Here is a 25,112-nt window from a genome sequence, read left to right as displayed (position 1 = left end):
TGCTGGCGCAACATCGCCGGGCGATTCTTCGCCGATAGACCTCATTGATCCCTCGGCCATCCGCCATATTTTATCTCCAGGATCCGTGTTATTTAATGCTTTCTATCCTGAAATCATACGCTTCCTGCATGGGCACCACCGTCCTGGTTACCTTGTTGACGTCTTTACCTTCAGTAGTCCACAGGTAAGGATAAAAGTTAAAAGCCTGGTCACCGCTTACTTTTTTTAAATCTTCCTGCCATCCTTTCCATCGCAGGCTGTCGTAAAACTGGTTCATATCGCCATACCAGCAAAAGTTCAAAAATTCGGTATACCCTATATGCAGCGCCTCCCACTTTAAGCGCTCAGGCGCCAGGTAATAAATTTTGCCCAAATCGGTTCCGAATTTTCCACCGTTGATAGCAAAAAGCCCACCGTCGGCATCATCTGCTATCAATAAAAATGGCGGTTGTTCGCCCAGCTCATTAAAGCTTTTGCCTTTATTCCAGCCCGGAAGGCTTCGTTTCAATTTTTCKCTGCCCGATCCTAATATGCGTATCCAACCATTATCCACCAATATGCCGCCGGTAAAATAAATAACCGCACCCATGTAGGAGTGAGTGGTCACCTGTGTTTGATATAATGCATCTTTGCCGTTAGATGCCGGCAGAACCTCAATTTTGTTTTTTGCTGTTTTTATATCTTCTAAAGCAGAGGCCAGGCAGATGTATCATTGGTTAGTTCGACAACAGAACGCAAGTTATTTTGAGCGCATACTGGCAATGTTAGAATGGTCAGTAGCAGGAGTAAGATTTGTTTTCTCATAATCAAAAGCACGGATGCCTTTTTAGCAAGCCTCAACTAATATTTGTTTATTTATCCTTCGGCATAGCTTCCGTTAAAAACTCATTAAGCATCGCTACAAATAACTCCGGTACTTTACTATCCGGGTTTGGTGCCATAACTTCGCCAATAAAAGCGCCGTGGCTGCCGGGCATAATGGTTAGTCGGCCATGTGGCAATAACCGCGACAATTCTATAGCGTGCTCAGGTGTAATCACATCCTGATCGCTTACGATGACCAGGGTAGGGGCCTGGATGACTTTGATATCTTCGGTATTCCAATCTTTAAACGTCTGCATCCGTTTGGCATCTTTATCATGCATGTTTTGCAGCCCGGCCTGGGTATTGCCCGGTATGGCCAGGTAAACATCTTTGTAAACCTGCGGCATCGATGATATATCTGCATTGCGCATAAAATCCCAAAACCACGGGAATGTGCCGGCGCGTTTATAAAGTGCCGAGATGACAACCAGTTTATGTACTAATTCGGGATGCCTGATAGCCAATTGCAGGGTAGTGCTGCCGCCGTTGCTAAAACCCATAACATCGGCACCTTTAATGTTTAGTTGCTTTAGCAGTTCGGCCACATCATCGGCATCCTGCTCAAAAGTTTCGGGGATATCCCTTGCCGATGTACGGCCGTGATTTTGCAGATCAACAGCAATAACCATATGGGTTTTGGCAAGCTGTGGCATAATTTTACCAAATGAAGTATGCATGGTTGAACCGCCACCATGAATTAATACCAGCGGCTGGCCATTGCCATGAATTTCGTAATACATTTTTATGCCGTTTACCTGGGCATATTTACCGGCATCCTGCGCCTGTGTGGTGGTGGCTGTTGTCATAAGTATAATGATAAAAGTAGTGATCTTGATAAATAGCAGCAAGAAGTTTTTCATGATTCAAATTTAGCATGAAGAGCCAATGGTGCAAACAGCAATGCGCGACAAAGTAGCGGGTGCTTTACGACAGGATGTAAAAAGCACACCTGCAAGCCAAGGGTAACAATTCACTTACAATGCACAAGGGCCTAAAAATAAGCGTGTATTTATTACACTGTGAACTGCTAAATCGTTAATATTGTTTAACCAATTAGTTAGCCGGTACTTTTTTACCGTTACATAATACATTTTTATCGTCGGGCCTAATCAGCCTATTCTCGCAGCCCTTAAAGGGTACTACTGGCAGGCTTATTGGCAACAAAATGTACATCAACTAAATCTCTCAAATAATGTCATTAAAATTAAAACTCACCTGTATTTTATTGATAGGGCTCAGTTTTGGGCTGTATTCGTTTAAAAAACCTGCGCCGCGGCAACACGTGCTGGTTTTTTCAAAAACATTGGGCTGGCACCATTCCTGCATTCCGTTTGGTATAGCCGCTATCCAGAAACTGGGTAAAGAAAATAATTTCGATGTTGATACCACAACCAATTCTGAAGCTTTTACCGACGAGAACCTGAAAAAATACGATGCCGTTATATTTCAGTGTACTACGGGCAATGTACTTAACGCCATGCAGCAGGCAGCGTTTGAACGGTATATACAGGCGGGAGGCGGATATGCAGGTTTCCATTCGGCTGCCGATACCGAGTACGACTGGCCATGGTACGGCAAACTGGTGGGTGCGTATTTTTCAAGCCACCCCAATAATTCAAATATCCGTACGGCTACTGTAGATGTTACCGATCATACCAACCCAATAACGGCCGGTTTACCAGCCCGCTGGGAGCGTACCGACGAGTGGTACAACTATAAATCCATCTACAGCGGCATACATGTTTTGGCCAGCCTGGACGAAAACACTTATGATGGGGGTACCAACGGGGCCAATCACCCGATAACCTGGTTTCATGAGTTTGACGGCGGCCGCTCATTTTATTCCGGTTGCGGCCATACCGACGAAAGCTATAGTGATCCCTTGTTTTTAGGCCAGATGCTTGGCGGTATTAAATACGCCATGGGCAACGGCAAGCCGTTGGATTACAGTAAAGCTTACGCCAAAGTATCGCCCGATCAAACCCGCTTTATTAAAACAGTGTTGATAAGCAACGTGGCATCGCCCATGGAATTGGCCTGTGCTAAAGATGGTCGCGTATTTTTTACCCAGCTGATGGGTAATTTTTCGGTTTATAATACCAAAACCAACCAGTTTAAAGTGATCCATAAATTTCCCATCACTTACCAGGGTGGCACCGGGGTTATTGGCCTGACGCTCGACCCTGATTTTGAAACCAACCAGTTTGTTTATATTTATTACATGCCCGAGGGGCAAATCATCGAGCCTTTAAACTTCCAGCTTTCGCGCTTTAAATTAAGCCCGGCAAATGTACTCGACTTGAAATCAGAAAAAATCCTGTTAAAAGTACCTGTACAAATAATAAGTGGCGCACACCATGGCGGTTCATTGGCATGGGATAAAAACAGAAACCTATACCTGTCCACGGGTGACAGCTCGAGCCCGTTCCCAGCCGATGGTTACGCACCGCTGGATGAACGCCCCGGAAAAGAACATTTTAGCCTTGATGCCCAGCGTAGCGCAGGCAATACCAATGACTTTAAAGGTAAAATATTGCGGATTCATCCCGAGGCTGATGGTACCTATACCATTCCCGAAGGAAACCTTTTCCCCAAAGGTATGGCCAAAACCAAACCCGAAATTTATGTAATGGGTTGCCGTAACCCATACCGTATCGCGGTTAACCCCAACACCTCGGTTTTATACTGGGGCGAGATTGGGCCCGATGCCGGTAACGATTCGCCACGTGGCCCGCGCGGTTATGATGAATTTAACCAGGCCCGCAAGGCCGGCAACTTTGGCTGGCCGTATTTTGTGGGCAACAACTTTGCCTACTCACACTGGGATTTTGTTACGGGCACTCCCGGGCCAATGTTTGATCCTAAACGGCCGGTAAATAACTCGCCGAACAATACAGGTTTAAACGTGCTGCCACCCGCCACACCCGCCATGATCTGGTACCCTTATGCGGCCTCGGATGAGTTTCCCGAACTGGGATTAGGCGGACGCTGCGCTATCGGAGGCGATTTTTATAAGTACAATGCCAATGTTAAAAACCCCAATAAGTTCCCTGATTATTACGATGGCAAATTGTTTGTGGCCGACTGGATGCGCAACTGGGTAATAAGCCTGACGTTTGATGAAAACGAAAATTATGTGCGCAACGAAGCTTTTATGCCTGCCAATGGCGATTTCAGGAGACCTATTGATATGCAGTTTGGCCCCGATGGCGCTTTATATATGCTGGAATACGGATCTGTCTACGGGGCGCAAAATGAAGATGCCCGCCTGGTGAAAATTGAATACAACACCGGCAACCGTGCGCCCATTGCCAAAGCCGGTATTACTGATACTGCTATGCAAGCCTACTACCAACATACCAAATATCTTACTGCCGAGTTGAAGGAAATGCCCGTAAAAAAAGAGATATCGGGCCAGGCACCGCTAATCGTTGGTTTTAACAGCCAGAACAGTAAGGATTTGGATGATGACGATAAAATAACCTACCAATGGTTGTTTGATGGTAAAACGGTGGGCGCAGCAACAGCCTCGGCAAGCTATACCTATACTAAGCCGGGTATTTATAAGGCCATATTAAAAGTTACCGATAAAGGGGGTGCTATAGGCCGCGATACCATTATAGTGAGGGTTGGTAATACCCGGCCGGTAGTAACCATTGCCGGTGCTGGCAACAAATCATTCATCCAAAAGGGGCAGCCCTTTAAATACCATGTGGTGGTGAAGGATAAAGAAGACAGCAAGATAGACCCTAAACGGGTGAAATTATTTTACATCTACAATCCACAGCCATCGGCAGATGGTAAAACGGTGCAAAGTTTGGCTGCTTTGTCGGCTAATGAAATAAGCTATCCAGGCAAGGCGTTGATGGCCAACAGCGATTGTAAATCGTGCCACCTGGCTAACAAAACAGCGGTAGGGCCAAGCTTTATAGCGATAGCCAACAGGTATAAAACACAAAAGGGGTCGGTTGATAAGCTATCCAAAAAGATCATAGCCGGTGGCGCGGGCAGCTGGGGAACCGAGCATGTCATGAGTGCTCACCCGCAGCTTTCGGCAGCTGATACCAAAGAGATAGTGAAATACATTTTCTCGCTTACCGACAAAAAGAGCAAGGCCACCGCCTTACCGCTTACCGGCAGCCTAAACCTGAAATTTAGCGATGCCGAACCGCGTGGCCAATACACATTATTTGCATCCTATACCGATAAAGGCGGTAAGGTGGTTGGGCCGCTTACCGGTACCGATGTGATAACTTTACGAAATGCGGATGTAAAGGCTGTTTATGCTGATGAATTAAAAGGTTTCAATCGTTTTAAAGACGATCTGTCGCTGGGCAACCATAAATCGTTTGTGTTGTTCAGGGATGTGGATTTAACCGATATCAACAAAATGAGTTTCCAGTACGCATCCAAAGGAGTTGATGGCGAGATTGAAGTACGGATGGATTCACAGGCAGGTCCCGTTATTTGCTCGGCAAATTATGGTGATACCGGCAGTTGGGATAAGCTGGCCTGGTTGAGTGGCGATGTGCAAAAAACAGTTACCGGCAAACACAATGTATTTGTTTTTGCCATTAAACGTACCAAACCAAATGATGGCATCCTTAAATTAAGCGATATTCGCTTCGGTCAATAATTTAAAACACATAGAATACACTATATGAAAACATCACAAGTAATAATAAATGCCTGCCTGGGCTTAAGCTTATTGGCTTCTAATACGTTTGCACAAAGCGGCAAGCCGGTTTTTGTTGGAAAAGTAGGCGTGCAAGCCTATACTTTCCGGAGCAGTATGCCTAAAGCTACAATATCCGTGCTGGATACCATTAAAGCAATGGGTATAACCGAACTGGAAGGACAGGAACCCAAGGGCATGACGCCCGAAGCTTTCCGTAAGCTTTGTAACGAAAGGGGAATCAGCATCCCATCGATAGGAGCAGGGTATGATGATATAGTGAAAAGCCCGGCCCAGGTGGTGAAACAAGCTAAAGCGTTAGGCGCCAAATATGTGATGGTAGCCTGGATTCCGCATGGTAAGGAGTTTACCCTGGAAGATGCCAAAAAAGCCGTTAGTGATTTTAATACCGTTGGCAAATACCTTGCAGAAGCTGGGATTACGTTTTGCTACCACAATCATGGTTACGAGTTTGGCCCCTACGAAGACGGAACCCTGTTCGACTATATCGCTAAAAATACCGACCCTAAGTATGTATCATTCGAGATCGACCTACTATGGTCGTTCCACGGCGGGCAGGACCCGGCTAAGCTGATCGAAAAATATCCAACCCGCATTAAACTGATGCACCTAAAGGATATCCGTAAAGGCGTAGCCAATGACCTTACCGGGGGCACCGATACCAAAAACGACGTAGCCCTGGGCACCGGACAGATTGATATCCCAGCCGTACTTAAAGCAGCAAGGAAAGCGGGTGTAAGGCATTATTTTATTGAGGATGAAAGCCCATCGTATGCCACGCAAATTCCTGTTACTATTGAATATATTAAAGGTTTAAAATACTAACAATGGCCGGGGTATTAAATAGGCGGCAGGCGCTCAAAACAATGGGCTTAGCAGCCAGTGCTGCGGCCCTAAGCTGCCCGGTTTCGGCGGCTATAAAAGTGGATAAGAAGCCCGGTAACGGTTTTATATATTCGCTGAATATGAGTACCATTCGCGGCCATAACCTGGGCTTTGTAAAAGAGCTGGAGGTTGCGGCGAAGGCGGGCTTCACATCTGTCGAGATCTGGCTGGATACGCTGCATACTTACCTGCAGGGTGGCGGTACTATTACCGAGGCCAAAAAAATCATCGACGGGCTTGGCCTTAAAGTGGAGGATGCCATAGGCTTTGCGCCCTGGATAGCCGATGATGACACCATCCGTGCCAAAGCCCTGACCGACCTGCAAGCCGATATGGACCTGCTGGCCAAATTAGGCTGCCCCAGAATAGCAGCCCCACCGGCAGGAGGAACAAAAGAGCCTATAAGACTTGACACCATTACCGAACGTTATGCTACGATTCTGAAAATGGGCAAACAAAACGGGGTTATCCCCCAACTGGAAATGTGGGGTGCATCGGTAAACCTGAAGCATGTAAGCGATGTATTGTATGTGGTTTCATCTTTAGGTGACGCCGATGCCCGTGTGCTGTTGGATGTATTCCACTTTTTTAAAGGCGGATCGCCTGTTGGTGGCCTGAATTTTGTGGACAAGCAGGCGCTGGATATTATACACGTAAACGACTACCCGGCCGAAATTACACCTGCCCAAATATCCGAGCCCGACAGGATTTATGTAGGTGATGGCATAGCGCCCGTAAAACAAATATTACAACTGGCCAAACATCCCGATAAACCTTTAGTGATATCCTTTGAAGTATTTAACAAAAGCTACTATGCGCAGGATGCGTTGAAGGTGACTAAAACGGCGTTGGAGAAGATGAAAGCGGTTACGGCAGGGATGTGATATTGGGTGATAAATAAAAGATTGTCATCTGAGTTGTAACATTTCGCGAAATTCTGAAGGAGGGATGATATCATTAAATGGGCTGTCATGCTGAGTCTGTCGAAGCATAGCGGGCAAAGGCCTCGCCGCGCGACCCTTCGACAGGCTCAGGGTGACCGTCCAGCGCACCTCGAAAGTACAACGTGTCAGGGGTGGGAACGAAGCATCTATCCGCGAACTTTTCTATCGGTCAAGCACAGCTCATAGATCCTTCGTGCCTCAGGATGACAGGGAGGGGGGCTCACACCCCGTACCTCTCCCTTAAAAGATTACGATGGTGCACATTATGCCCAACCACCATCCATCCCACACTCCTTGCTGTATAAACAGGCGCGCTGTCTAATTTAAAATCAAGCATGGCGTCGGTCATGTGTTTGTAAAGGCTGATGGTAGCGTCCCTGATGGTTATGAATTCTTCGGCTATGTCGTTTAGCGTACGGTTATGAGCATTAAAATCCTTGTTATAATCTGGGCCCTGCGGTAACTCCAGTATGGCGTTTACCTGTCTTGTACAGCAAAATGCCTTATAGGCGTAATATCTTTCATCATCGTTCAAATGGATAAAAACCTGTTTCACTGTCCATTTGCCCTCGGCATAGCTGTAATTTTCCGCAGATGCCGGGATCGACATGATCAAGTCAATTGTTTGCTGTTTGTTAACCTCCAGCGCTTCTAAGAGGTCATCGCCTTTAGCTAAATCGAAAAAATAAGGGTACCAGGATGGTGCATCTCCCGTGTAAGGGCGGCCAATTTTTATCATCGTCTATCAATAGCTTTTTCTTTAGTATAAAGATACTGCATGTAATTGACTTCAATGATCCGCGTAACCGACCAATTTAAGGGCGATATGCGACAAACTCCTAATCTCCGGCATACTCCCAGGCACTTTGGTAGCCGCCCAGTTTTTCGGCATATTCTACAAAATCAGCGTAAAATTTTAAACGGGTTAGGGTGGCGCTATCGCCAATAACCACCAGCTTTTTGCGGGCGCGGGTCATGGCTACGTTCATGCGGCGGATATCCGAAAGGAAACCTATCTCGCCATTAGCATTGCTGCGCACCAGGCTGATGTAAACCACATCCCGTTCCTGCCCCTGGAAACTGTCTATGGTATTAACAGAGATATTATCGATATAAGGCAACAGCTCCGGGTTGGCCTGCAATTGTTCGTTCAGCACCCTGATCTGTTCTTTATAAGGGGATATAATTGCTATAGATGGGAATTTTTCGGTAGGGTCAATCCCGGTTACCAGCCGGTTCATGTGTTTAAATAGCAGTGCGGCTTCATCCGGGTTATAGGTACTGGTGCCTGCCACTTGCTCTTCAAAGCCGGCACCGGCGGTATCGATAAAAGTAACCGGTGTATCGCCATTAAACAATAACCGTGTTGCCACGGAAGCATGGGCCTTTAACTGATTGCCGTAAAATTCACGGGATGAGAAGCCCATGATGGACTCGTTCATCCTGTATTGTTCATCCAACAAAACAACAGCTTCGGGATGCAGGGCAACGCATTTCTCTAACAAAGTGGTGCTTAAACCTGCACGGGCGGCATCGTTTGATTTAATGGTAGGGGGGAGCTGCAAATGATCGCCGGCTAAAATTACTTTCTGCGCTTTCAGGATAGGGATCCAGCAGGCAGGTTCAAGGGCCTGGCCGGCTTCGTCAATAACTGCAGTTTCAAATTTTACCTCGCGGATGGTATAGTGGTTAGAGCCAACAAGTGTGGCGGTTATTACCTGCGCTTTGCTCACCAGGTCGTCAATAATGTGCTGCTCGGTATTTGCCACATCCTTCATGATCTTGTGCGCCTCGTTAAATAGGGCCTTACGCTGGTCGCGTTCGGATTTGCCGAAGCTGCGCTTGTACTTGTGTGCCATATCCTTATAGGCACTGGCCTGTTTTTTTAACGTGCGGATAAGTTTATTATCCGCATGGTCGGCCATTTTGCTATCCAGCGTTAGTGAAACCAATTTTGCGGATACCCGGTTGGGGTTGCCTATTCTTAAAACGTTTAAACCTTCATCGGCCAGTTTTTCGCTCAGGAGGTCAACAGCGGTGTTACTTGGAGCCACCACTAAAATTTGTTTGCCGGTTTGTTTGGCTAACAAACAAATGGCCTGCACCAGTGTGGTGGTTTTACCTGTGCCCGGCGGCCCATGAATTATGGCCAGATCCTGCGCGGTTACTATTTTGTTTACAGCCGCCAGCTGGGATGTATTTAAACGGGAAATATTTAAAGGCTGGGCAACGTCGGCAAAAACAGGGGAGGTTTTACCGCTGAGGATATTTACCAACCGGCCTTCCTTTTTTTCGCCTAAGGCCGATGCTTGTTTAATGGCCTTGAACATTTCATCGTAGCTGTTATTATCAAACAGGAGGTCGATACCAAGCTTGCCGTCGCGGGCCCAGTCGGGCAGTTCATCGGTATATAGGGTAATTTTGAGCCTGTTACCGCCCTGGTAGGTGATAGTGCCCTCCACGCGATCTTTTTGCGGATCGTGATTGCTGAACAACGCTGCGGGTACCCCAAAGCGTAACTGGTGCGATATATCCTGGTGGGTGGTACGTTCCACCTCAACATTGATGTAATCGCCCCGGCCGGGCTCGGTATTCCTGATGGCGATAGGGTACCAGGTAAGGCCCTGAGCGCGACGATCTGCGGCGGACGTGTTTTCGGTAAGTTTGAGGTAGGCGCTGCGGTCTTCTTCTTTTTCTTTGTTCAGCAAGTCGAGCAGCTTCTTGAAATAATCCATTGTCGCAAAGGTAGTAATAAAGCTAAAAGCTTAAGGCGGTAGGCAGAAAGCCATAAGGAAGTGCAAAAGCAGCAGGTGTACCATTCCCTCTTCCGGGAGCTGCTTTGTATACACACCTTTTAGATTTTGAATACTATCCAAAAGTGTTGCGTTGCGCAACAGGTGAAACAGTTAAAAAATACATCTCGCTAACAATCACCAAATTACGAATTGTCATAAAATAAAAACCGAAACAAAACCGCAACAGCTTATGGAAATCATATTTCTTAGCGCAAAGCCGATAAAGCGACTCGTACAACATCCTCCAACACGCTCATGTCGGCTCCACTCCGGGCCGATACCCTTAAACCGCTTATAGTACTAAAAATAAACCTTGCCAGTGCCCTGGCGGGTAGGGTGGTATTAAACTGCCCCAGGTGCCGGCCTTTCTCTATAACGCTGGTTAGGGCGTCTTCCACACTTTGGTTGTTTTGGGAAACCAGTTCTGCTATCTCTTTATCGTGGCTGGATAATTCAATGGCAGTATTTACCATAAAACAGCCTTTGGCCAGTTTGTCTTCTTCGCTTTCGCGGATAACGCCGTACAGTACCTGTTTAATGGCTTCTGCCGGGTTATCGGTATTGCCGAGTAATGTGAGCACCGCGCTGGTATTTTTGCCCTGGTACTGCCGCAAAGCCTTTGAAAACAGTGTTCTTTTATCAGTATAGGTATTGTAAATGCTTGAGCGGCTAATGCCCAGTCCGTCTACCAAGTCTTGGGCAGATGTGGCATGATACCCTTTGTCCCAAAACAAATCAACGGCTTTACCAAGCAGCTCATCCTCGTCAAAATCTTTATTCCTGGCCATAATTCAAATTGTAATAATACAAAAACCTATCTGGAACATTCAGTCCGGATAGGTATGAAATTTTTTAAGCTTTTTTATCAATACATAATGGCATTAACAGTTAAGCCACCATCAACAACAAGTTCGGTGCCGGTTATAAATGAGGCATCATCAGAAGCAAGGAACCTTACCGCGTTTGCAATTTCTTCTGATTGACCGAAACGGTTAAGCAAAATCCTTTGACTTAAAACAGATCCAAAGCCGCTAACCTGTTCTTCAGTTAAGCCAAGTTTTCCATAAAGCGGGGTTTCAACCGGGCCCGGAGATACGGAGTTAACACGGATTTTACGGGAGGCTAATTCACGGGCAAATACTTTAGTAAATGATAACAGGGCTGCTTTGCTTGCTGCGTATACACTGCTATCGGGGGCACCCAATGATGCGTTAACTGATGCGTTGAATATGATAGAACCACCATCATTTAAAATAGGCAGAAATTTTTGAACGGTGAAATACACGCCTTTTACATTCAGGTTCATCATGGTATCATAATGTTCTTCGGTTGCAACTTCCATCGGGCTAAACAAGGCTACACMTGCATTAAGGAACAGAATGTCAACTTTGCCAAACTGCGCTTTTACCTGGGCAACCAGGCTATCTATCTGGTCTAACTTAGCCTGATCGGATACTATACCGGTTACTCCCAATTCTTCAGCTGCTTTGCTCACTGCCGTAGCGTTACGCCCGGTAATAACAACCTGTGCGCCTTTGGCGGCTAATTCTTTTGCGGTGGCATATCCTATACCGCTGTTACCACCTGTAACTACGGCTACTTTGTTTGTTAAATTGCTCATTGTTTTATTTTTTAATAATTGTTTTTGTTTGACGACTCAAAGATAATACAATTGGAATGATCGTTCCAAAATAAAAATAATGGTTTTGTTGATGATTACATTCGGATTACAAAATAGGGGGTGGCTGATGTTGTTTAGTGATATTGGCGCATATCAAGGATAGTTGATGCTGGATTTACCACTTTTGTCTATCGTTTGCCGAACCTGTAGGTTGCCGCTGATATTCCCTTTAAAACATTAAACAAAGCAGGTAAATAAATGACTGTAAGCTTCTCATATATAAATGATTGTGAGCTGTAGTTGAAGCGGTGTGTGTTACTTGGCCTGGTGTTCAGGTGTTTATGACTAACGATTGTTTTGTTTGGTAGGTAACGATTTGTAAGCCTGGTAAATGCATTATTTACATTAGGTGATAAAATAGTAGTTTTTGCGGTGGCATTAGTTAATTATATACCCGTTTTTAAAGCCCTCCTGCCGGCCACCTAATAAATCGGGCCTGGTCTTTTCCTTAATCAAATAGACTTTTAACCACGAGCGGGTAAAGTCATGGATTGGTTTGGCTTTAATGGAGATATTAAGCAGCTATTTAAGTTAAAGTGGAATAATGGCCTATTGCCGGGGCAGGTCAAGGATTTGATAACTGCAATTAAAAAATTTTGAAGTAATATATTATATAGAATGTATAATGTTTTGAATATAAAATACTTAATAAACTACTACTTTGTTTTAAAGCTCACTATGTTTTAGTGGTTTTCACCTCGTTTAATTGAAATTGCGCCGTGACAGGCAAGGTTGTGGCCGTTTAACTTTTTGATAAATGGATGCGTATTAGGCCGCATCGCATTTGCCAATGTGCGGATGCCGAGCCGGATGGGTGGACAGGTTGATTATTGCCTGAGGTTAGGATTTGCCCACGTTCCCTTGTTTTATTTTGATACGACCAGGATCCATTCGGGCACGCCCGGGAAACTATAATTGATATGCTGGCCGAATTAATGTTTTTATAATGAAAGATAATTGCAGAAAATATTACATTTATCGGCGTAACATTATGGATGATTTTAAACAACAGATTTTTTTGATGTTGATTTAAAAACACATTTTATTATCATATTTGTTACAACCACTGGTTAACCCAATCATCTTTTAAATACTATACCAATGCAGGACTTAGACCCATCCATCCTTAAAAAAGTAAACACCTGGCTCGAAGGAAATTACGATGCCGATGTTAAACAGGAAATTCAAACGTTATTAGACAATAAGGCATATACCGAGTTAACCGATTCGTTTTACCGCGACCTGGAATTTGGTACCGGTGGCTTGCGTGGTACCATGGGGCCCGGCTCAAACCGCATTAATAAGTACACCATTGGCGCTGCAACCCAGGGTTTGGCCAATTATTTGAAAAAAACCTACCCGGGCGAAAAAGTTAAAGTTGCCATAGCACACGATAGCCGCAATAACGCCGACTTGTTTTCAAATATTACGGCAGAAGTGTTTTCGGCCAATGATATCCATGTGTATTTTTTTAAGGCCTTACGCCCCACGCCCGAACTTTCATTTGCCGTGCGCCACTTTGGTTGCAAAAGCGGGGTAATGCTTACTGCATCGCATAATCCTAAAGAGTACAACGGCTACAAAGCATATGGTGCCGATGGTGGCCAGTTTGTATCGCCGCATGATAAAGCGGTGATGGACGAAGTGGCAAAAATTGCCAGCGTTGATGATATTAAATTCAACCGTGTTGATGCCAACATTGAGGAGATAGGCGAGGAAGTTGATGAACTTTATTTAGAAGGGATCACCAAATTATCTATCTCGCCCGAGGCCATCCATCGCCAAAAAGATTTAAAAATTGTTTATTCGCCAATTCATGGTACAGGTATTACCCTGGTGCCGCAAGCTTTAAAACGTTTTGGTTTTGAGAATGTGATACTTGTGGATGAACAAACCACACCCGATGGAAATTTCCCTACGGTAGTGTATCCAAACCCCGAAGAAAAAGAAGCTTTAACCCTGGCACTAAAAAAAGCGCAGGAAACTGATGCTGATTTAGTTTTGGCTACCGACCCTGATGCCGACCGTGTAGGGATAGCTGTAAAGAACACCGATAACGAATTTATATTGCTCAACGGCAACCAAACCGGCTGCATGCTTATCAACTACCTGCTTAGCGCATGGGAAGATAAAGGTAAACTTACAGGCAAGGAGTACATTGTTAAAACTATTGTAACATCAAACCTGATTGATGCCATAGCTAAAGCCAAAAATGTAACCTGCTACAACACATTAACCGGCTTTAAATATATAGGCGAACTGATGACTCACTTTGAAGGCAAACAAACCTTCATTGGCGGTGGCGAGGAAAGCTACGGTTATTTGATAGGCGAGCTGGTGCGCGATAAGGATGCTGTGGTATCAAGCGCCTTTATTGCCGAAATGACGGCTTATTACAAAGATAAAGGCAGTAGTTTGTTTGAAGCATTAATTGATACTTACGTTCAATATGGTTTCTACAAAGAGAAGCTGATATCGATAACCAAGAAAGGTAAAACAGGTGCTGAAGAAATTAAGGCCATGATGGAAACCTTCAGGAAAAACCCGCCTGCTACTTTAGGTGGATCAAAGGTTGTTACCTTAAAGGATTACGAATTCCAGGTAGAAACCGACCTGATTACCAACACTACCAAAGTAATTGAGTTGCCTACCTCAGATGTGTTGCAGTTTATTACCGAAGATGGCAGCATAATATCTGCCCGTCCATCAGGTACCGAGCCGAAGATTAAATTTTATTGCAGCGTTAATGGCAAGTTAGCCAGCAAAGAAGCTTATGCCGATACCGACAAACAATTGGATGCTAAAATTGATGCCATTATGCAGGATTTGGGCGTGTAACCCTTCTTTTAAAAGTATATATCCTGAAAATCCCGGCCCTTGCGCCGGGATTTTTGCGTTATCATGCGTCTGAAAAATCTCCATCTGTTCGCCTGTGTACGGCCACCGTCCGCTTTCGTACGGTTTTTAATTTTTGATTTTTATATAAATAATTGATTATTAGTATATTGTGTAATTGGTACGCGTTTTAGTATTTAAGTTGTATAAACGTTAAACATTTGCCGTATGTTGAAAAATTATATAAAAATAGCCTGGCGTAACCTGATCAAACATAAGGTTTTCTCCATCATCAATGTAAGCGGCCTGGCCATTGGGGTGGCAGCGTTTTGGCTTATCAGTTTATACGTTGCCGATGAGTGGAGTTACGACCGATATAATGAAAAATCGGACAGGATTTTCCAGGTAGCTCAGCATGGCAAATGGAACGGCGGCAGTTTTAACCTGGCGGTGACATCGCCACCCTATTCACCGGCACTAAAGGCAGACTACCCCGAAGTTGAAGCGGCTGTACGCGTGGATTTGGAGGGCGGCGGCAAAATTGTTTACAACGAAAAGCAGGTTGAGGCCGGTGATATTTCATTTACCGATAAAAACATCTTTAATGTATTTAGCTATCGCTTTTTAGCCGGCGATCCCAACACGGCACTTGTAAAGCCACAATCCATCGTTTTGACTAAAACATTGGCCGAAAAGATCTTTGGCAGTGATATCTCATCCGCCATTGATAAGGTGATCACTTTTGAAGGTGACGTTCAAAATACCGTTACCGCGGTAATTGATGATGTGCCGCAAAATTCTACATTTAAGTTTAGCGCGCTGCGTTCATTCAATGCCGATTATAATGGCAACTGGGGCAACGCAGGTATTTACACCTTCGTGCTGCTAAAAGATCATGACGACTATCAAAAAATTGAAGCACGCTCCGGCGACTTTTATAACAAATACCTGAAGCAAAACCTGGCAGGGGTAACCTATAAACTGGAACTATTGCCGCTTACAGCAATTCACCTGCACTCCAACCTTGACTACCAGATGGGCAATAATGGCAACGTAGCCTATCTGTATGTTTTTGGCATCGTTGGCCTGCTCATTTTGGCCATTGCGGTTATCAACTACGTTAACCTTACCACGGCGCGTTCATCTGTCAGGATTAAAGAGATTGGCACCCGGAAAGTAATCGGCTCGGGCCGGACGCAATTGCTGTACATGTTTTTTACCGAATCAATCCTGCTGGCGGTGCTGGCTACCATTGCAGGTATGGTACTGATACAGGCTACCTTACCCTACGTAAATATCCTATCCGGTAAATCGTTACAGCTTTGGTATTTCGGGGTAACCAAATCGTTGGTGGTATTTGCATTATTCGCTGTAGTTACCGGCGTGGTAAGCGGTGTATACCCGGCTTTGTTCCTTTCGGGTTTTAAAACCATTAGCGCCATGAAGGGGCAGTTGGGTAACCAATCTTCAACTATTCTTTTCCGCAAGGGGCTGGTGGTATTCCAGTTTGTGATTACCATATTGATGATCGTTGGGTCCTGTGTAATTTACCAGCAACTCAACTTCGTGCTCACTAAAGACCTTGGCTTCAACAAATCGCAAATGCTTACGTTCCACATCGGCAACCGCGACGTGAGGGCTAAAACCGACGAAATTAAAACCCAATTACTGCAAAGCCCTTTGATCCAAAGCGTGGCGGTTGCCGGCAATCCCATCGGCAATAACGATATAGGATCTACCTACTTTAGCATAGGGGCCGACGGTAAAAAAGGCCCGGATAGCAAACTGGTAGAATCGCTGATCATCGATGAGGACTTTTTGCCTGCCATGCAGATAAAAATGGCTGCCGGCCGTAATTTCATGAAAGGTCCTGCCGATACTGCCAACCATTCCATACTGGTTAACGAAACGCTGGTGAAAGAAATGGGCTGGAAAAACCCGGTCGGCGCACGCGTTCGCAGCGGAGTAAATCACGGGGTGGTTACCTACGCTACCGTAATAGGTGTAATAAAAGATTTTAATACCTACTCGCTGCAGCACAAAATCTTGCCCATGGTGTTAAGCCTTCCATCCGAAACAAAAGATAAAGATAATTTATACGTGCGGCTGGGCCAGGGTAATGTACAGGCCGCTATCAGCTACCTGCAAAAAGTATATGCCCGCTTTGATCCCGAAAATAAAGCAGACTATAATTTTCTTGACCAAAACTTTGCAGCACAATACCAAACCGAGCAAAAGCAAGGCAAACTACTGTTTGTGTTTACCATACTGGCCATCGGCATAGCCTGTTTAGGTCTGTTCGGCCTGATCACTTTTACTGCTGAGCAAAGGGTTAAGGAAATAGGTATCCGCAAAGTATTAGGTGCCAGTGTAACCAGTATCGTAAACCTGTTGTCGAAAGATTTAATGAAGCTTGTATTATTAGCGGCACTGGTAGCATCACCATTAGCCTGGTACAGTATGAGTAAATGGCTGCAAAGCTTTGCATATCGTGTCGAGATCCATTGGTGGGTGTTCCTGCTGGCAGGCGTTATAGCCGCTGTAATCGCTTTTTTAACCGTAAGTGTACGATCAATAAGGGCAGCCACAGTTAATCCTGCCAAAAGTCTTAAAAGTGAGTAGTTCATTGGTTCACTGGTTCATTAGTTCATTGGTGCCTGGCGGATTAATTTGCCGGCGTTTGCCCCGGTTGCTAATAAACATTGAACCAATGAACCACAGACCGGTGAATTAATAAACATTGCACTAATGAACCAATGCACTAATGAACCAAATTCATGATAAAAAATTACATTAAAACCGCTTACCGCAGCCTTTGGAAAAACAAAGGCTTTACGGCTATAAATGTGCTGGGGCTTTCTGTTGGCCTGGCTGCCTGTTTGTTGATTGTGTTGTATGTGGTAGATGAGCTTAGTTACGACAGGTATAATACCAACGCCAACCGGATTTACCGTATTACGGAAAATGTACGGCTTAACGGCAGGGAAGGCTCATACGGATCAACCGAAGCGCCATTGGCGGATGCCATTAAAGATTTACCTGGTATCGAGAAGATAGCGCGATTAATCCCTAATACGGCGCTGTTTATGTCGGCGCAAAAATTTTCGGTACGTAAGGGGAACGAAAACCTGCAGGAGAAAAAGGTAGTTTTTGCCGAGTCGAACCTGTTTGATATGTTTACGCTGCCCATCATTGATGGCAGCGCCGCCAATGTTTTAACCGAGCCGCATACCGCGGTGATTACCGAAAGTACCGCCAAAAAATATTTCAATAAAACTAACGTGGTAGGGAAAACCCTCACCATTAACGATACAAGTACCTACAAGATCACGGCGGTTATTAAAGATATACCTGTACAATCGCATTTTCATTACGATTTCTTTTTGTCGTTTTCATCCATGCCCGAAAGCAAGGTTAATTCCTGGGGATATGGCGGCATGCGCAATTACCTATTGTTAAAGCCTGGCACCAATATTAAAAACCTGGAAGCCCAGATCAGGAGTATCGAACTGAAGAATTCAAATGCGCCACCATCAACCTGGACGTCAAACGGCAATTACCTGGACATCGAACTGAAGCCCTTGCTTGATATCCACCTGCGCTCTGTGAGCCAGTACGAACTGGAAAAAAACGGCGACATTCAGTACGTATATATATTTTCGGTTGTAGCCCTGTTTATACTGCTGATAGCTTGTGTTAATTTCATGAACCTTTCAACAGCCCGTTCATCAAACCGGGCCAAAGAGGTTGGGGTACGCAAGGTATTAGGCTCGGCGCGCAAATACCTTATCGCCCAGTTTTTAACCGAGTCTGTTATGGTTACGCTGGTATCAACTATAGCAGCTGTTATTTTAGCCATTGTGCTGATGCCTGTTTTTAACCAGATGGCGGGCAAGCAACTGGCAGTAACGTCACAAACGTTAACCTGGCTTTTGCCGGCCTTGCTGATGATTGTTTTGGTAATTGGATCTTTGGCAGGCTCGTATCCGGCATTGTTCCTGTCCGCTTTCCGCCCAATTGAAGTATTGAAGGGTAAAATTGCCAACGGCTTTAAGGGAGGGTTGCTTCGTAGTTTTCTGGTAGTATTCCAGTTTTCAATTTCGATATTCCTGATCATAGGTACTATAGTTATCTATAACCAGCTTAATTACATCCACAATAAAAATCTTGGTTTTGACAGGAGCGAGGTGCTGGTGATTAAAAATACCGGTGTACTGGGCAAACAGGCAGCCATATTGAAACAACAACTGAAACAACTGCCCGGTGTGGTAAACGCAACCATGACGGCATTTTTGCCGGTTGGTGACGACAGGAATGTTACAGGTTTGTTTCCTGATCGCGTTATCGATATTAAAAAAGACATGCTATCAGAGTTTTGGCCTGTTGATGAAGATTACATTAGCACCATGGGCATTAAAATGATTGATGGCCGCAACTTTAACAAGCAAATGGCCACCGATACGGCCGCCATTATAGTTAACCAGGCATTTGTGAAGATGTATGGCCAAAAACAACCGCTTGATAAAACCATCTACCGCGATACTTATGGTGTACAACCCTATCATATTGTGGGCGTAATGAAAGATTTTAATTTCAATTCGCTGCATGATAAAATTAACCCGGTGGTGTTGTATTATAGTGAAGACAGGGGTGCTATCAGCCTGAGGGTTAAAACGGCAAACATCATGGGCCTCATGAACCAGATAGAAAGCAAATGGAAAGAGCTTTCGCCAAACCAGCGGTTCTCCTATTCTTTTATGGACGAAGATTTTGATGCCACTTACAGTTCAGAAAGGCGGATAGGCCAGATCTTTATCTCATTTAGTACCCTGGCCATCCTTATTGCCTGCCTTGGTTTGTTTGGCCTTGCGGCTTACGCCGCCGAGCAGCGCAATAAAGAAATTGGTATACGTAAAGTTTTGGGTGCCAGTGTAACCTCAATAGTTGGCATGTTGTCAAAAGATTTTATAAAGCTGGTATTTGTGGCGATAGTAATAGCCTCGCCATTGGCCTGGCTGACTATGAACAAATGGCTGCAGGACTTTGCCTACCGCGCCAACTTCCAATGGTGGATATTAGCGATAGCAGGCGGGGTAGCCCTTTTAATAGCTTTTGTAACCATCAGCTTCCAATCCATCAAAGCCGCGTTAAGCAACCCGGTTAAAAGTTTAAGGAGTGAGTAACTTGTTCATTAGTTCACTGGTTCATTAGTTCATTGGTGCTTGGCGGATTAATCTGCCGGCGTTTGCCCCAGTTACTAATAAACATTGCACCAGTGAACCACCGAAGAAATAAACAAATAATTAATGAACTGTGCCACCAATGAACTAATGAACCAGTGAACTAATGAACCAATTGAGATGATAAAAAACTATATTAAAACGGCGTTTCGTACGCTGAAGAAAAACTTAGGTTTTACGGCTATTAATGTGTTGGGGCTGGCCCTTGGGCTGGCTACTTGTTTGCTGATTGTTTTTTATGTGGTAGATGAGCTGAGTTACGACAAGTTTAATACAAAGGCCGATAGAATTTATCGCATCAACAACGATATCAAATTTGGCGGCAACGATCAGTCGTACGCCAGTTCGCCGGCACCATTGGCCGCCGCTTTAGTGGCCGATTTGCCGGAGGTGGAGAAAACCGTACGCCTGATAAACAGGGGAGGCAACAACGTAAAAAAAGGCAACCAGAATATTAAGGAAGATCACATGTTGTTTGCCGATGCCACACTTTTTGATGTTTTTACATTCCCGATGATTGCAGGCGACCCGCAAAAAGCTTTGGTTGAGCCACATTGTGTGGTTATTAATGAAACCGTTGCCAGGCGTTATTTTAACAATCCGCTACAAGCTGTAGGCAAAACCCTAACCTTTAATGATAGCACGCTTTATAAAGTAACGGGCGTTATAAAAGATATCCCTAAGCAGTCGCACTTTAATTTCGGTTTCTTTTTATCCATGAGTACCCTGGCCGAAAGCAAGCAAGATGCCTGGTTCAGCAATAATTTTAACACCTACGTTTTATTACGTGAAGGAACCGATCCGCAGAAATTTAAAGCCAAATTGCCGTTGCTGATGCGTAAACACGCCGGCCCTCAGTTACAAAGTATACTGCATATCACATTCGATCAGTTTGAAAAAGCAGGTAATAAATACCAGCTTAACTTAATAGCGATTAAAGATATTCACCTAAAATCGAACGCCGTATCGGAACTGGCGCCAAATGGCAATATCCAGTATGTATACATTTTTACAGCGGTGGCTATTTTTATATTGCTGATAGCTTGTGTAAATTTCATGAACCTATCTACCGCCCGCTCATCAAACCGGGCGCGCGAGGTGGGGGTACGTAAAGTGCTGGGCTCGCCGCGTAAATACCTTATTTTCCAGTTTTTGTCCGAGTCGGTGATGGTTACGTTTATAGCGGCCCTACTGGCTATTATTACTGCTTATTTGTTTTTGCCGGTGTTTAATAACATGGCCGATAAATCATTTAGCTTCAACGTCAGTTCGTTAAGCTGGCTATTACCCGGTATGCTGATAGCAGTGCTTGTTATTGGATGTTTGGCTGGTTTTTACCCGGCTTTTTTCCTGTCGGCGTTTCAGCCTATCGAAGTATTAAAAGGCAAGCTTGCCAATGGTTTTAAAGGTGGTTGGCTCAGGAGTTTCCTGGTGGTGTTCCAGTTTTCGATATCAATTTTCCTGATTATTGGCACCCTGGTTATTTATAACCAGCTACAGTTTATTCAGCATAAAGATCTTGGCTATAAGCGCGACCAGGTGATGATAGTGCATGGCACATGGGATTTGGGTAACCAGGCTACCGCATTCAAAAACGAGGTAAAGCAATTGCCCGGGGTATTGAACGCCACCATGACAGGCTTTTTGCCCACTATGGACTACCGCAACAGCAGCAGCATGTTCCCCGACCGTAACCTTGACCAAAAGAAGGCAGTATTGGCGCAAAGCTGGACAGTTGATGAAGATTATATAGGTACGCTTGGCTTAAAACTGATAAAAGGCCGCAATTTTAGTAAACAAATGGGTACCGATACCTCCGCTATGATCATTAATGAAACAGCGGCAAAGCTGATGAACGTAGCCGATCCAATTAACAAAATGTTGTACGTTCCGCAGGATAATATGGCCAAAATCTGGAAGGGCTACCGGATAGTTGGTGTTGTGAAGGATTTTAACTTCAATTCGTTGAAAGCAAATATAACCCCGGTAGCATTGGCGTTCGGGGACGACAAGGGGGCGCTAAGTTTAAAAGTTAACACTGCCAACATTACTACGCTAATGGGCCTTATCAAAAGTAAGTGGAAATCAATGGCGCCCAACCGGGAGTTTAACTACTCGTTTATGGATGATGATTTTGATGCCACTTACCGTGCCGAGCAACGTATGGGTACTTTAGCCATTGTGTTTACCACGCTGGCCATTATTATCGCTTGCCTTGGCCTGTTTGGCCTTGCCGCTTATGCTGCCGAACAACGCAGTAAAGAAATAGGCATACGCAAAGTATTGGGTGCCGAAGTAAGCACCATTGTGGCCATGCTGAGTAAGGATTTTATTAAACTGGTACTGATAGCCATTTTGGTAGCAACGCCCTTAGCCTGGCTGGCTATGCACCAATGGCTGCAAAGCTTTGCCTACCGTCAAAACATTCAGTGGTGGGTAATAGCGGTATCGGCTTTTCTTGCTGTTTTTATAGCTTTCGCTACTATCAGTTTTCAGTCAATCAAAGCTGCGTTGAGCAACCCGGTGAAGAGTCTGAGAAGCGAGTAGAGCCTCACCCAACCCTCTCCAAAGGAGAGTGCTTTGAATAACATAAATGGAGTTTTGCTATTTAGAGTTTAAGGGTTTAAATTTTAGAGTTTAGGATTTGGTATTTAGAGTTTAAGAATATGATTAAGAATTATTTTAAAATAGCCTGGCGGAACCTTTACAAGCAGAAGGCATTTTCGCTGATCCATATCCTGGGATTAACCATGGGCATTACTGTGTGCCTCATGATTTTCCTGTATATTATGAATGAGTTTAGTGTTGACAAATTTCATAAGCAAGGCAAAAATATTTACCGCGTAATGCGCGGTTTTGATCCGGCGCAGCCGAAGGTTCCATACCTGTCGGGGCCGTATGCGCCGGCTTTGCTGAACGACTTTCCGCAGGACATCAAAATGGCGGTGCGCGTATCGCCGCAAAATAACCTGGTATCATTTGGCGAAAAGGCCTTTAACGAAAAGAAAGTTTACGCTGTAGATGCCGGCTTTTTTAAGCTGTTTACTTTCCCGCTTTTGAAAGGCGATGGTGCAACTGCGCTGGATAATCCCAATAGCGTGGTACTTACCGAGACTACTGCCAAAAAATACTTCGGCTCGGCCGATAATGCCATGGGTAAGGTAGTGCAGTTTGATAAGCAGTTGAACCTGAAAGTTACGGGCGTTGCCAAAGACGTGCCATCAAACTCGCACCTTGATTTTGATATGGTGATGCCGATAGCCAACTACACTAAAAACCAGGGTTTTAATGTGTGGATTAATAACGGGCTGTTTGTGTACGTGCTTTTGAACGAGCATACCAGCAAAACAGCGCTCGAGAGCCGGTTTAAGCAGTTCATGGATAAATACATGGGCAAGGATATGCAAAAATTCGGTGCCAAGTTTGATCTGGCTTTAACCCCGCTGAATGACATTTATTTTGAGCAATATTCGGCCTTTGATAACGTAAAGCATGGCGATAAAACGGTAGTATTCATCTTTATATCCATAGCGGCGCTTATTATGCTTATTGCCTGTATTAACTTCATGAACCTGGCCACCATAAGGGCTGTTGAGCGTTCAAAAGAGGTTGGGATGCGCAAGGTAATGGGGGCGTTGCGTAACCATTTAATCTGGCAGTTTATTGGCGAGTCGTTGATGCTGGCGCTCATATCGTGCGCGTTGTCAATTGGTTTACTGTTGCTGCTGATGCCATTCTACAACCAGTTGCTGGGCTATTCCTTAACCGTATCATGGAATAGTGCGCCTATCTGGGTGTTCCTTACTGGCGTTATTTTGATAGTAGGCGTTTTAGCCGGAAGTTATCCGGCCATATTTATGTCGGCGTTTTCGCCAATACAGGCTTTAAAGGGTAAATTGAAGCTGGGTAAAGGCGGCAGTATTTTCAGGCAGGGCCTGGTGGTATTGCAATTCAGTATTTCGGTGATGCTTATCATCGGCACTATTGTTATTGTAAACCAGATGCATTACATCAAAAGTAAATCGTTGGGTTATGATAAAGAACAAACGCTGGTCATCAAGATAGATAACAACGATATTTATGATCACCGCAAAGCGTTTAAGGATGAATTGCAAAACTCGGGTGCTGTATCCTCAGTCTCCCTGATGTCGGGCGAGCCGGGTGGATTTTACGATATGCACGCGTTTGATGCTGAAGGGCAACAGGCCGTTTTCAAATCGCGCACCGAATTTGCTGATTTTGAATACGTAAAAACTTTAGGTTTAAAGGTAATTGCCGGCCGTGACTTTTCGCCGGAATTTGCTACAGATACTACTAACTCGGTGCTCATTAACCGCACCTGCGCCAAAGAGTTGGGTTTCTCGCCACAGCAGGCTATAGGCAAGTGGATAAAAAACAGGGGCAGGGATGATAAAAAGCGTAATGTGGTAGGCGTCGTGGAGGATTTTAATTTCCTTTCCCTTAAAGAAAACATGGATGCACTGGTGATTGCGCCAAATGACGACAGGAGGGTAATTGTTATCAAACTAAAACCAGGCAATCTCCCCGCATCGGTAGCTGCGGTGAAAAATATTTATACCAAAGTAGCGCCGGTTTACCCTTTTGAATATACTTTTTTAGATCAGAAGTTTGATACCACGTATAAAACAGACATCAGGCAGCAAACCATGCTCACTATCTTTTCGGGCCTGGCTATTTTTATTGCCTGCCTTGGTTTATTTGGCCTGGCTTCGTTTACAGCCACAAAACGCACCAAAGAAATTGGCGTACGCAAAGTATTAGGATCATCGGTGCAAAACATCCTTATCCTGATCTCGAAAGACCTGCTTAAGCCGGTATTGCTGGCAACTATAATAGCCATGCCTATAGGCTATTACTGTATGAATAAATGGCTGCAGAGTTTCGCCTACAAAACCCCGCTGCACTGGTGGGTTTTTGTGCTGGCTGCATTTTTAACTTTTGTGATAGCACTGGCTACCATCAGTTTCCAATCGTTAAAAGCAGCGCTGATGAACCCGATAAAGAGTTTAAGGAGCGAGTGAATTTTTAGTATCAAGTAGTAAGTATCAAGTATCAAGACAAAAAAAAGGTTTCGCTTTTGGGATTTGGCACTTTAGCGTTTAGGGTTTTACAATTAGAGTTTAGGATTTAGAAATTAGAATTTAAGAAAGA

The 25,112-nt window shown here is 44.7% G+C and carries 14 protein-coding genes; 8 read left to right on the top strand and 6 right to left on the bottom strand.

Annotated elements, in window-relative coordinates; all coding sequences use genetic code 11:
- Nucleotides 1–88 precede the first annotated feature (88 nt).
- Nucleotides 89–649: a DUF2625 family protein gene (locus AC1DV1_RS18280; protein WP_477361818.1), complete on the bottom strand. Its 561-nt coding sequence runs from the start codon at nt 647–649 to the stop codon at nt 89–91.
- Between the two features lie 202 nt (nt 650–851).
- On the bottom strand, nt 852–1,724 hold the full coding sequence (locus AC1DV1_RS18275) for an alpha/beta fold hydrolase (protein ID WP_477361799.1): 873 nt from the start codon (nt 1,722–1,724) through the stop codon (nt 852–854).
- 332 nt (nt 1,725–2,056) lie between these two features.
- On the opposite strand from AC1DV1_RS18275, the gene AC1DV1_RS18270 reads away from it, so the two are divergent.
- The 3 genes from AC1DV1_RS18270 to AC1DV1_RS18260 are packed head-to-tail and all read left to right on the top strand — an operon-like array spanning nt 2,057 to nt 7,329.
- Entirely contained in the window at nt 2,057–5,500 is a 3,444-nt protein-coding gene (locus AC1DV1_RS18270; RefSeq protein ID WP_477361797.1) for a ThuA domain-containing protein, read from the top strand.
- 24 nt (nt 5,501–5,524) lie between these two features.
- The gene (locus AC1DV1_RS18265) at nt 5,525–6,385 is read left to right on the top strand and encodes a sugar phosphate isomerase/epimerase family protein (RefSeq protein ID WP_477361795.1); all 861 of its coding nucleotides are present in this window, start codon (nt 5,525–5,527) and stop codon (nt 6,383–6,385) included.
- Between the two features lie 2 nt (nt 6,386–6,387).
- A complete protein-coding gene (locus AC1DV1_RS18260) occupies nt 6,388–7,329 on the top strand; it encodes a sugar phosphate isomerase/epimerase family protein (RefSeq protein WP_477361793.1) in 942 nt (313 codons plus the stop codon).
- A gap of 280 nt (nt 7,330–7,609) precedes the next feature.
- Here the strand turns inward: AC1DV1_RS18260 and AC1DV1_RS18255 are convergent, their stop codons facing one another.
- From AC1DV1_RS18255 to AC1DV1_RS18240, 4 genes are all read right to left on the bottom strand, one after another.
- The gene (locus AC1DV1_RS18255; protein WP_477361791.1) at nt 7,610–8,128 is read right to left on the bottom strand and encodes a DinB family protein; all 519 of its coding nucleotides are present in this window, start codon (nt 8,126–8,128) and stop codon (nt 7,610–7,612) included.
- Between the two features lie 100 nt (nt 8,129–8,228).
- Nucleotides 8,229–10,124 carry an IGHMBP2 family helicase gene (locus AC1DV1_RS18250; protein WP_477361789.1) on the bottom strand — a complete coding sequence of 632 codons (1,896 nt, stop codon included), beginning with the start codon at nt 10,122–10,124 and terminating at the stop codon, nt 8,229–8,231.
- Between the two features lie 266 nt (nt 10,125–10,390).
- On the bottom strand, nt 10,391–10,972 hold the full coding sequence (locus AC1DV1_RS18245; protein ID WP_477361787.1) for a TetR/AcrR family transcriptional regulator: 582 nt from the start codon (nt 10,970–10,972) through the stop codon (nt 10,391–10,393).
- Between the two features lie 77 nt (nt 10,973–11,049).
- The gene (locus tag AC1DV1_RS18240; RefSeq protein ID WP_477361785.1) at nt 11,050–11,805 is read right to left on the bottom strand and encodes a glucose 1-dehydrogenase; all 756 of its coding nucleotides are present in this window, start codon (nt 11,803–11,805) and stop codon (nt 11,050–11,052) included.
- A gap of 1,161 nt (nt 11,806–12,966) precedes the next feature.
- On the opposite strand from AC1DV1_RS18240, the gene AC1DV1_RS18235 reads away from it, so the two are divergent.
- The 5 genes from AC1DV1_RS18235 (at nt 12,967) to AC1DV1_RS18215 (ending at nt 24,982) form a co-directional block, all read left to right on the top strand.
- Complete coding sequence (locus AC1DV1_RS18235) at nt 12,967–14,703, top strand: phospho-sugar mutase (protein WP_477361783.1); 1,737 nt, start codon at nt 12,967–12,969, stop codon at nt 14,701–14,703.
- Between the two features lie 225 nt (nt 14,704–14,928).
- Nucleotides 14,929–17,322 (top strand): ABC transporter permease, encoded by a 2,394-nt coding sequence (locus tag AC1DV1_RS18230; protein WP_477361781.1) that lies wholly within the window; start codon nt 14,929–14,931, stop codon nt 17,320–17,322.
- 155 nt (nt 17,323–17,477) lie between these two features.
- A complete protein-coding gene (locus AC1DV1_RS18225; protein ID WP_477361779.1) occupies nt 17,478–19,883 on the top strand; it encodes an ABC transporter permease in 2,406 nt (801 codons plus the stop codon).
- 177 nt (nt 19,884–20,060) lie between these two features.
- Nucleotides 20,061–22,487, top strand: coding sequence for an ABC transporter permease (locus AC1DV1_RS18220; RefSeq protein WP_477361777.1), 2,427 nt, complete (start codon nt 20,061–20,063; stop codon nt 22,485–22,487).
- A 119-nt stretch (nt 22,488–22,606) separates the two neighbouring features.
- Nucleotides 22,607–24,982 (top strand): ABC transporter permease, encoded by a 2,376-nt coding sequence (locus AC1DV1_RS18215; protein ID WP_477361775.1) that lies wholly within the window; start codon nt 22,607–22,609, stop codon nt 24,980–24,982.
- Nucleotides 24,983–25,112: the final 130 nt, after the last annotated feature.

The organism is Mucilaginibacter sp. P4_D1, assembly GCF_056401935.1.
The sequence above is the reverse complement of the archived record's forward strand: the minus strand, read 5'-3'. Positions and strand labels throughout refer to the sequence as shown.

Excerpts from the sequence above, each read along its gene's own strand:
- AC1DV1_RS18275 (WP_477361799.1), bottom strand. The coding sequence starts at position 1,724 with ATGAAAAACTTCTTGCTGCTATTTATCAAGATCACTACTTTTATCATT.
- AC1DV1_RS18270 (WP_477361797.1), top strand. The coding sequence starts at position 2,057 with ATGTCATTAAAATTAAAACTCACCTGTATTTTATTGATAGGGCTCAGT.
- AC1DV1_RS18265 (WP_477361795.1), top strand. The coding sequence starts at position 5,525 with ATGAAAACATCACAAGTAATAATAAATGCCTGCCTGGGCTTAAGCTTA.
- AC1DV1_RS18260 (WP_477361793.1), top strand. The coding sequence starts at position 6,388 with ATGGCCGGGGTATTAAATAGGCGGCAGGCGCTCAAAACAATGGGCTTA.
- AC1DV1_RS18255 (WP_477361791.1), bottom strand. The coding sequence starts at position 8,128 with ATGATAAAAATTGGCCGCCCTTACACGGGAGATGCACCATCCTGGTAC.
- AC1DV1_RS18250 (WP_477361789.1), bottom strand. The coding sequence starts at position 10,124 with ATGGATTATTTCAAGAAGCTGCTCGACTTGCTGAACAAAGAAAAAGAA.
- AC1DV1_RS18245 (WP_477361787.1), bottom strand. The coding sequence starts at position 10,972 with ATGGCCAGGAATAAAGATTTTGACGAGGATGAGCTGCTTGGTAAAGCC.
- AC1DV1_RS18235 (WP_477361783.1), top strand. The coding sequence starts at position 12,967 with ATGCAGGACTTAGACCCATCCATCCTTAAAAAAGTAAACACCTGGCTC.
- AC1DV1_RS18230 (WP_477361781.1), top strand. The coding sequence starts at position 14,929 with ATGTTGAAAAATTATATAAAAATAGCCTGGCGTAACCTGATCAAACAT.
- AC1DV1_RS18225 (WP_477361779.1), top strand. The coding sequence starts at position 17,478 with ATGATAAAAAATTACATTAAAACCGCTTACCGCAGCCTTTGGAAAAAC.
- AC1DV1_RS18220 (WP_477361777.1), top strand. The coding sequence starts at position 20,061 with ATGATAAAAAACTATATTAAAACGGCGTTTCGTACGCTGAAGAAAAAC.
- AC1DV1_RS18215 (WP_477361775.1), top strand. The coding sequence starts at position 22,607 with ATGATTAAGAATTATTTTAAAATAGCCTGGCGGAACCTTTACAAGCAG.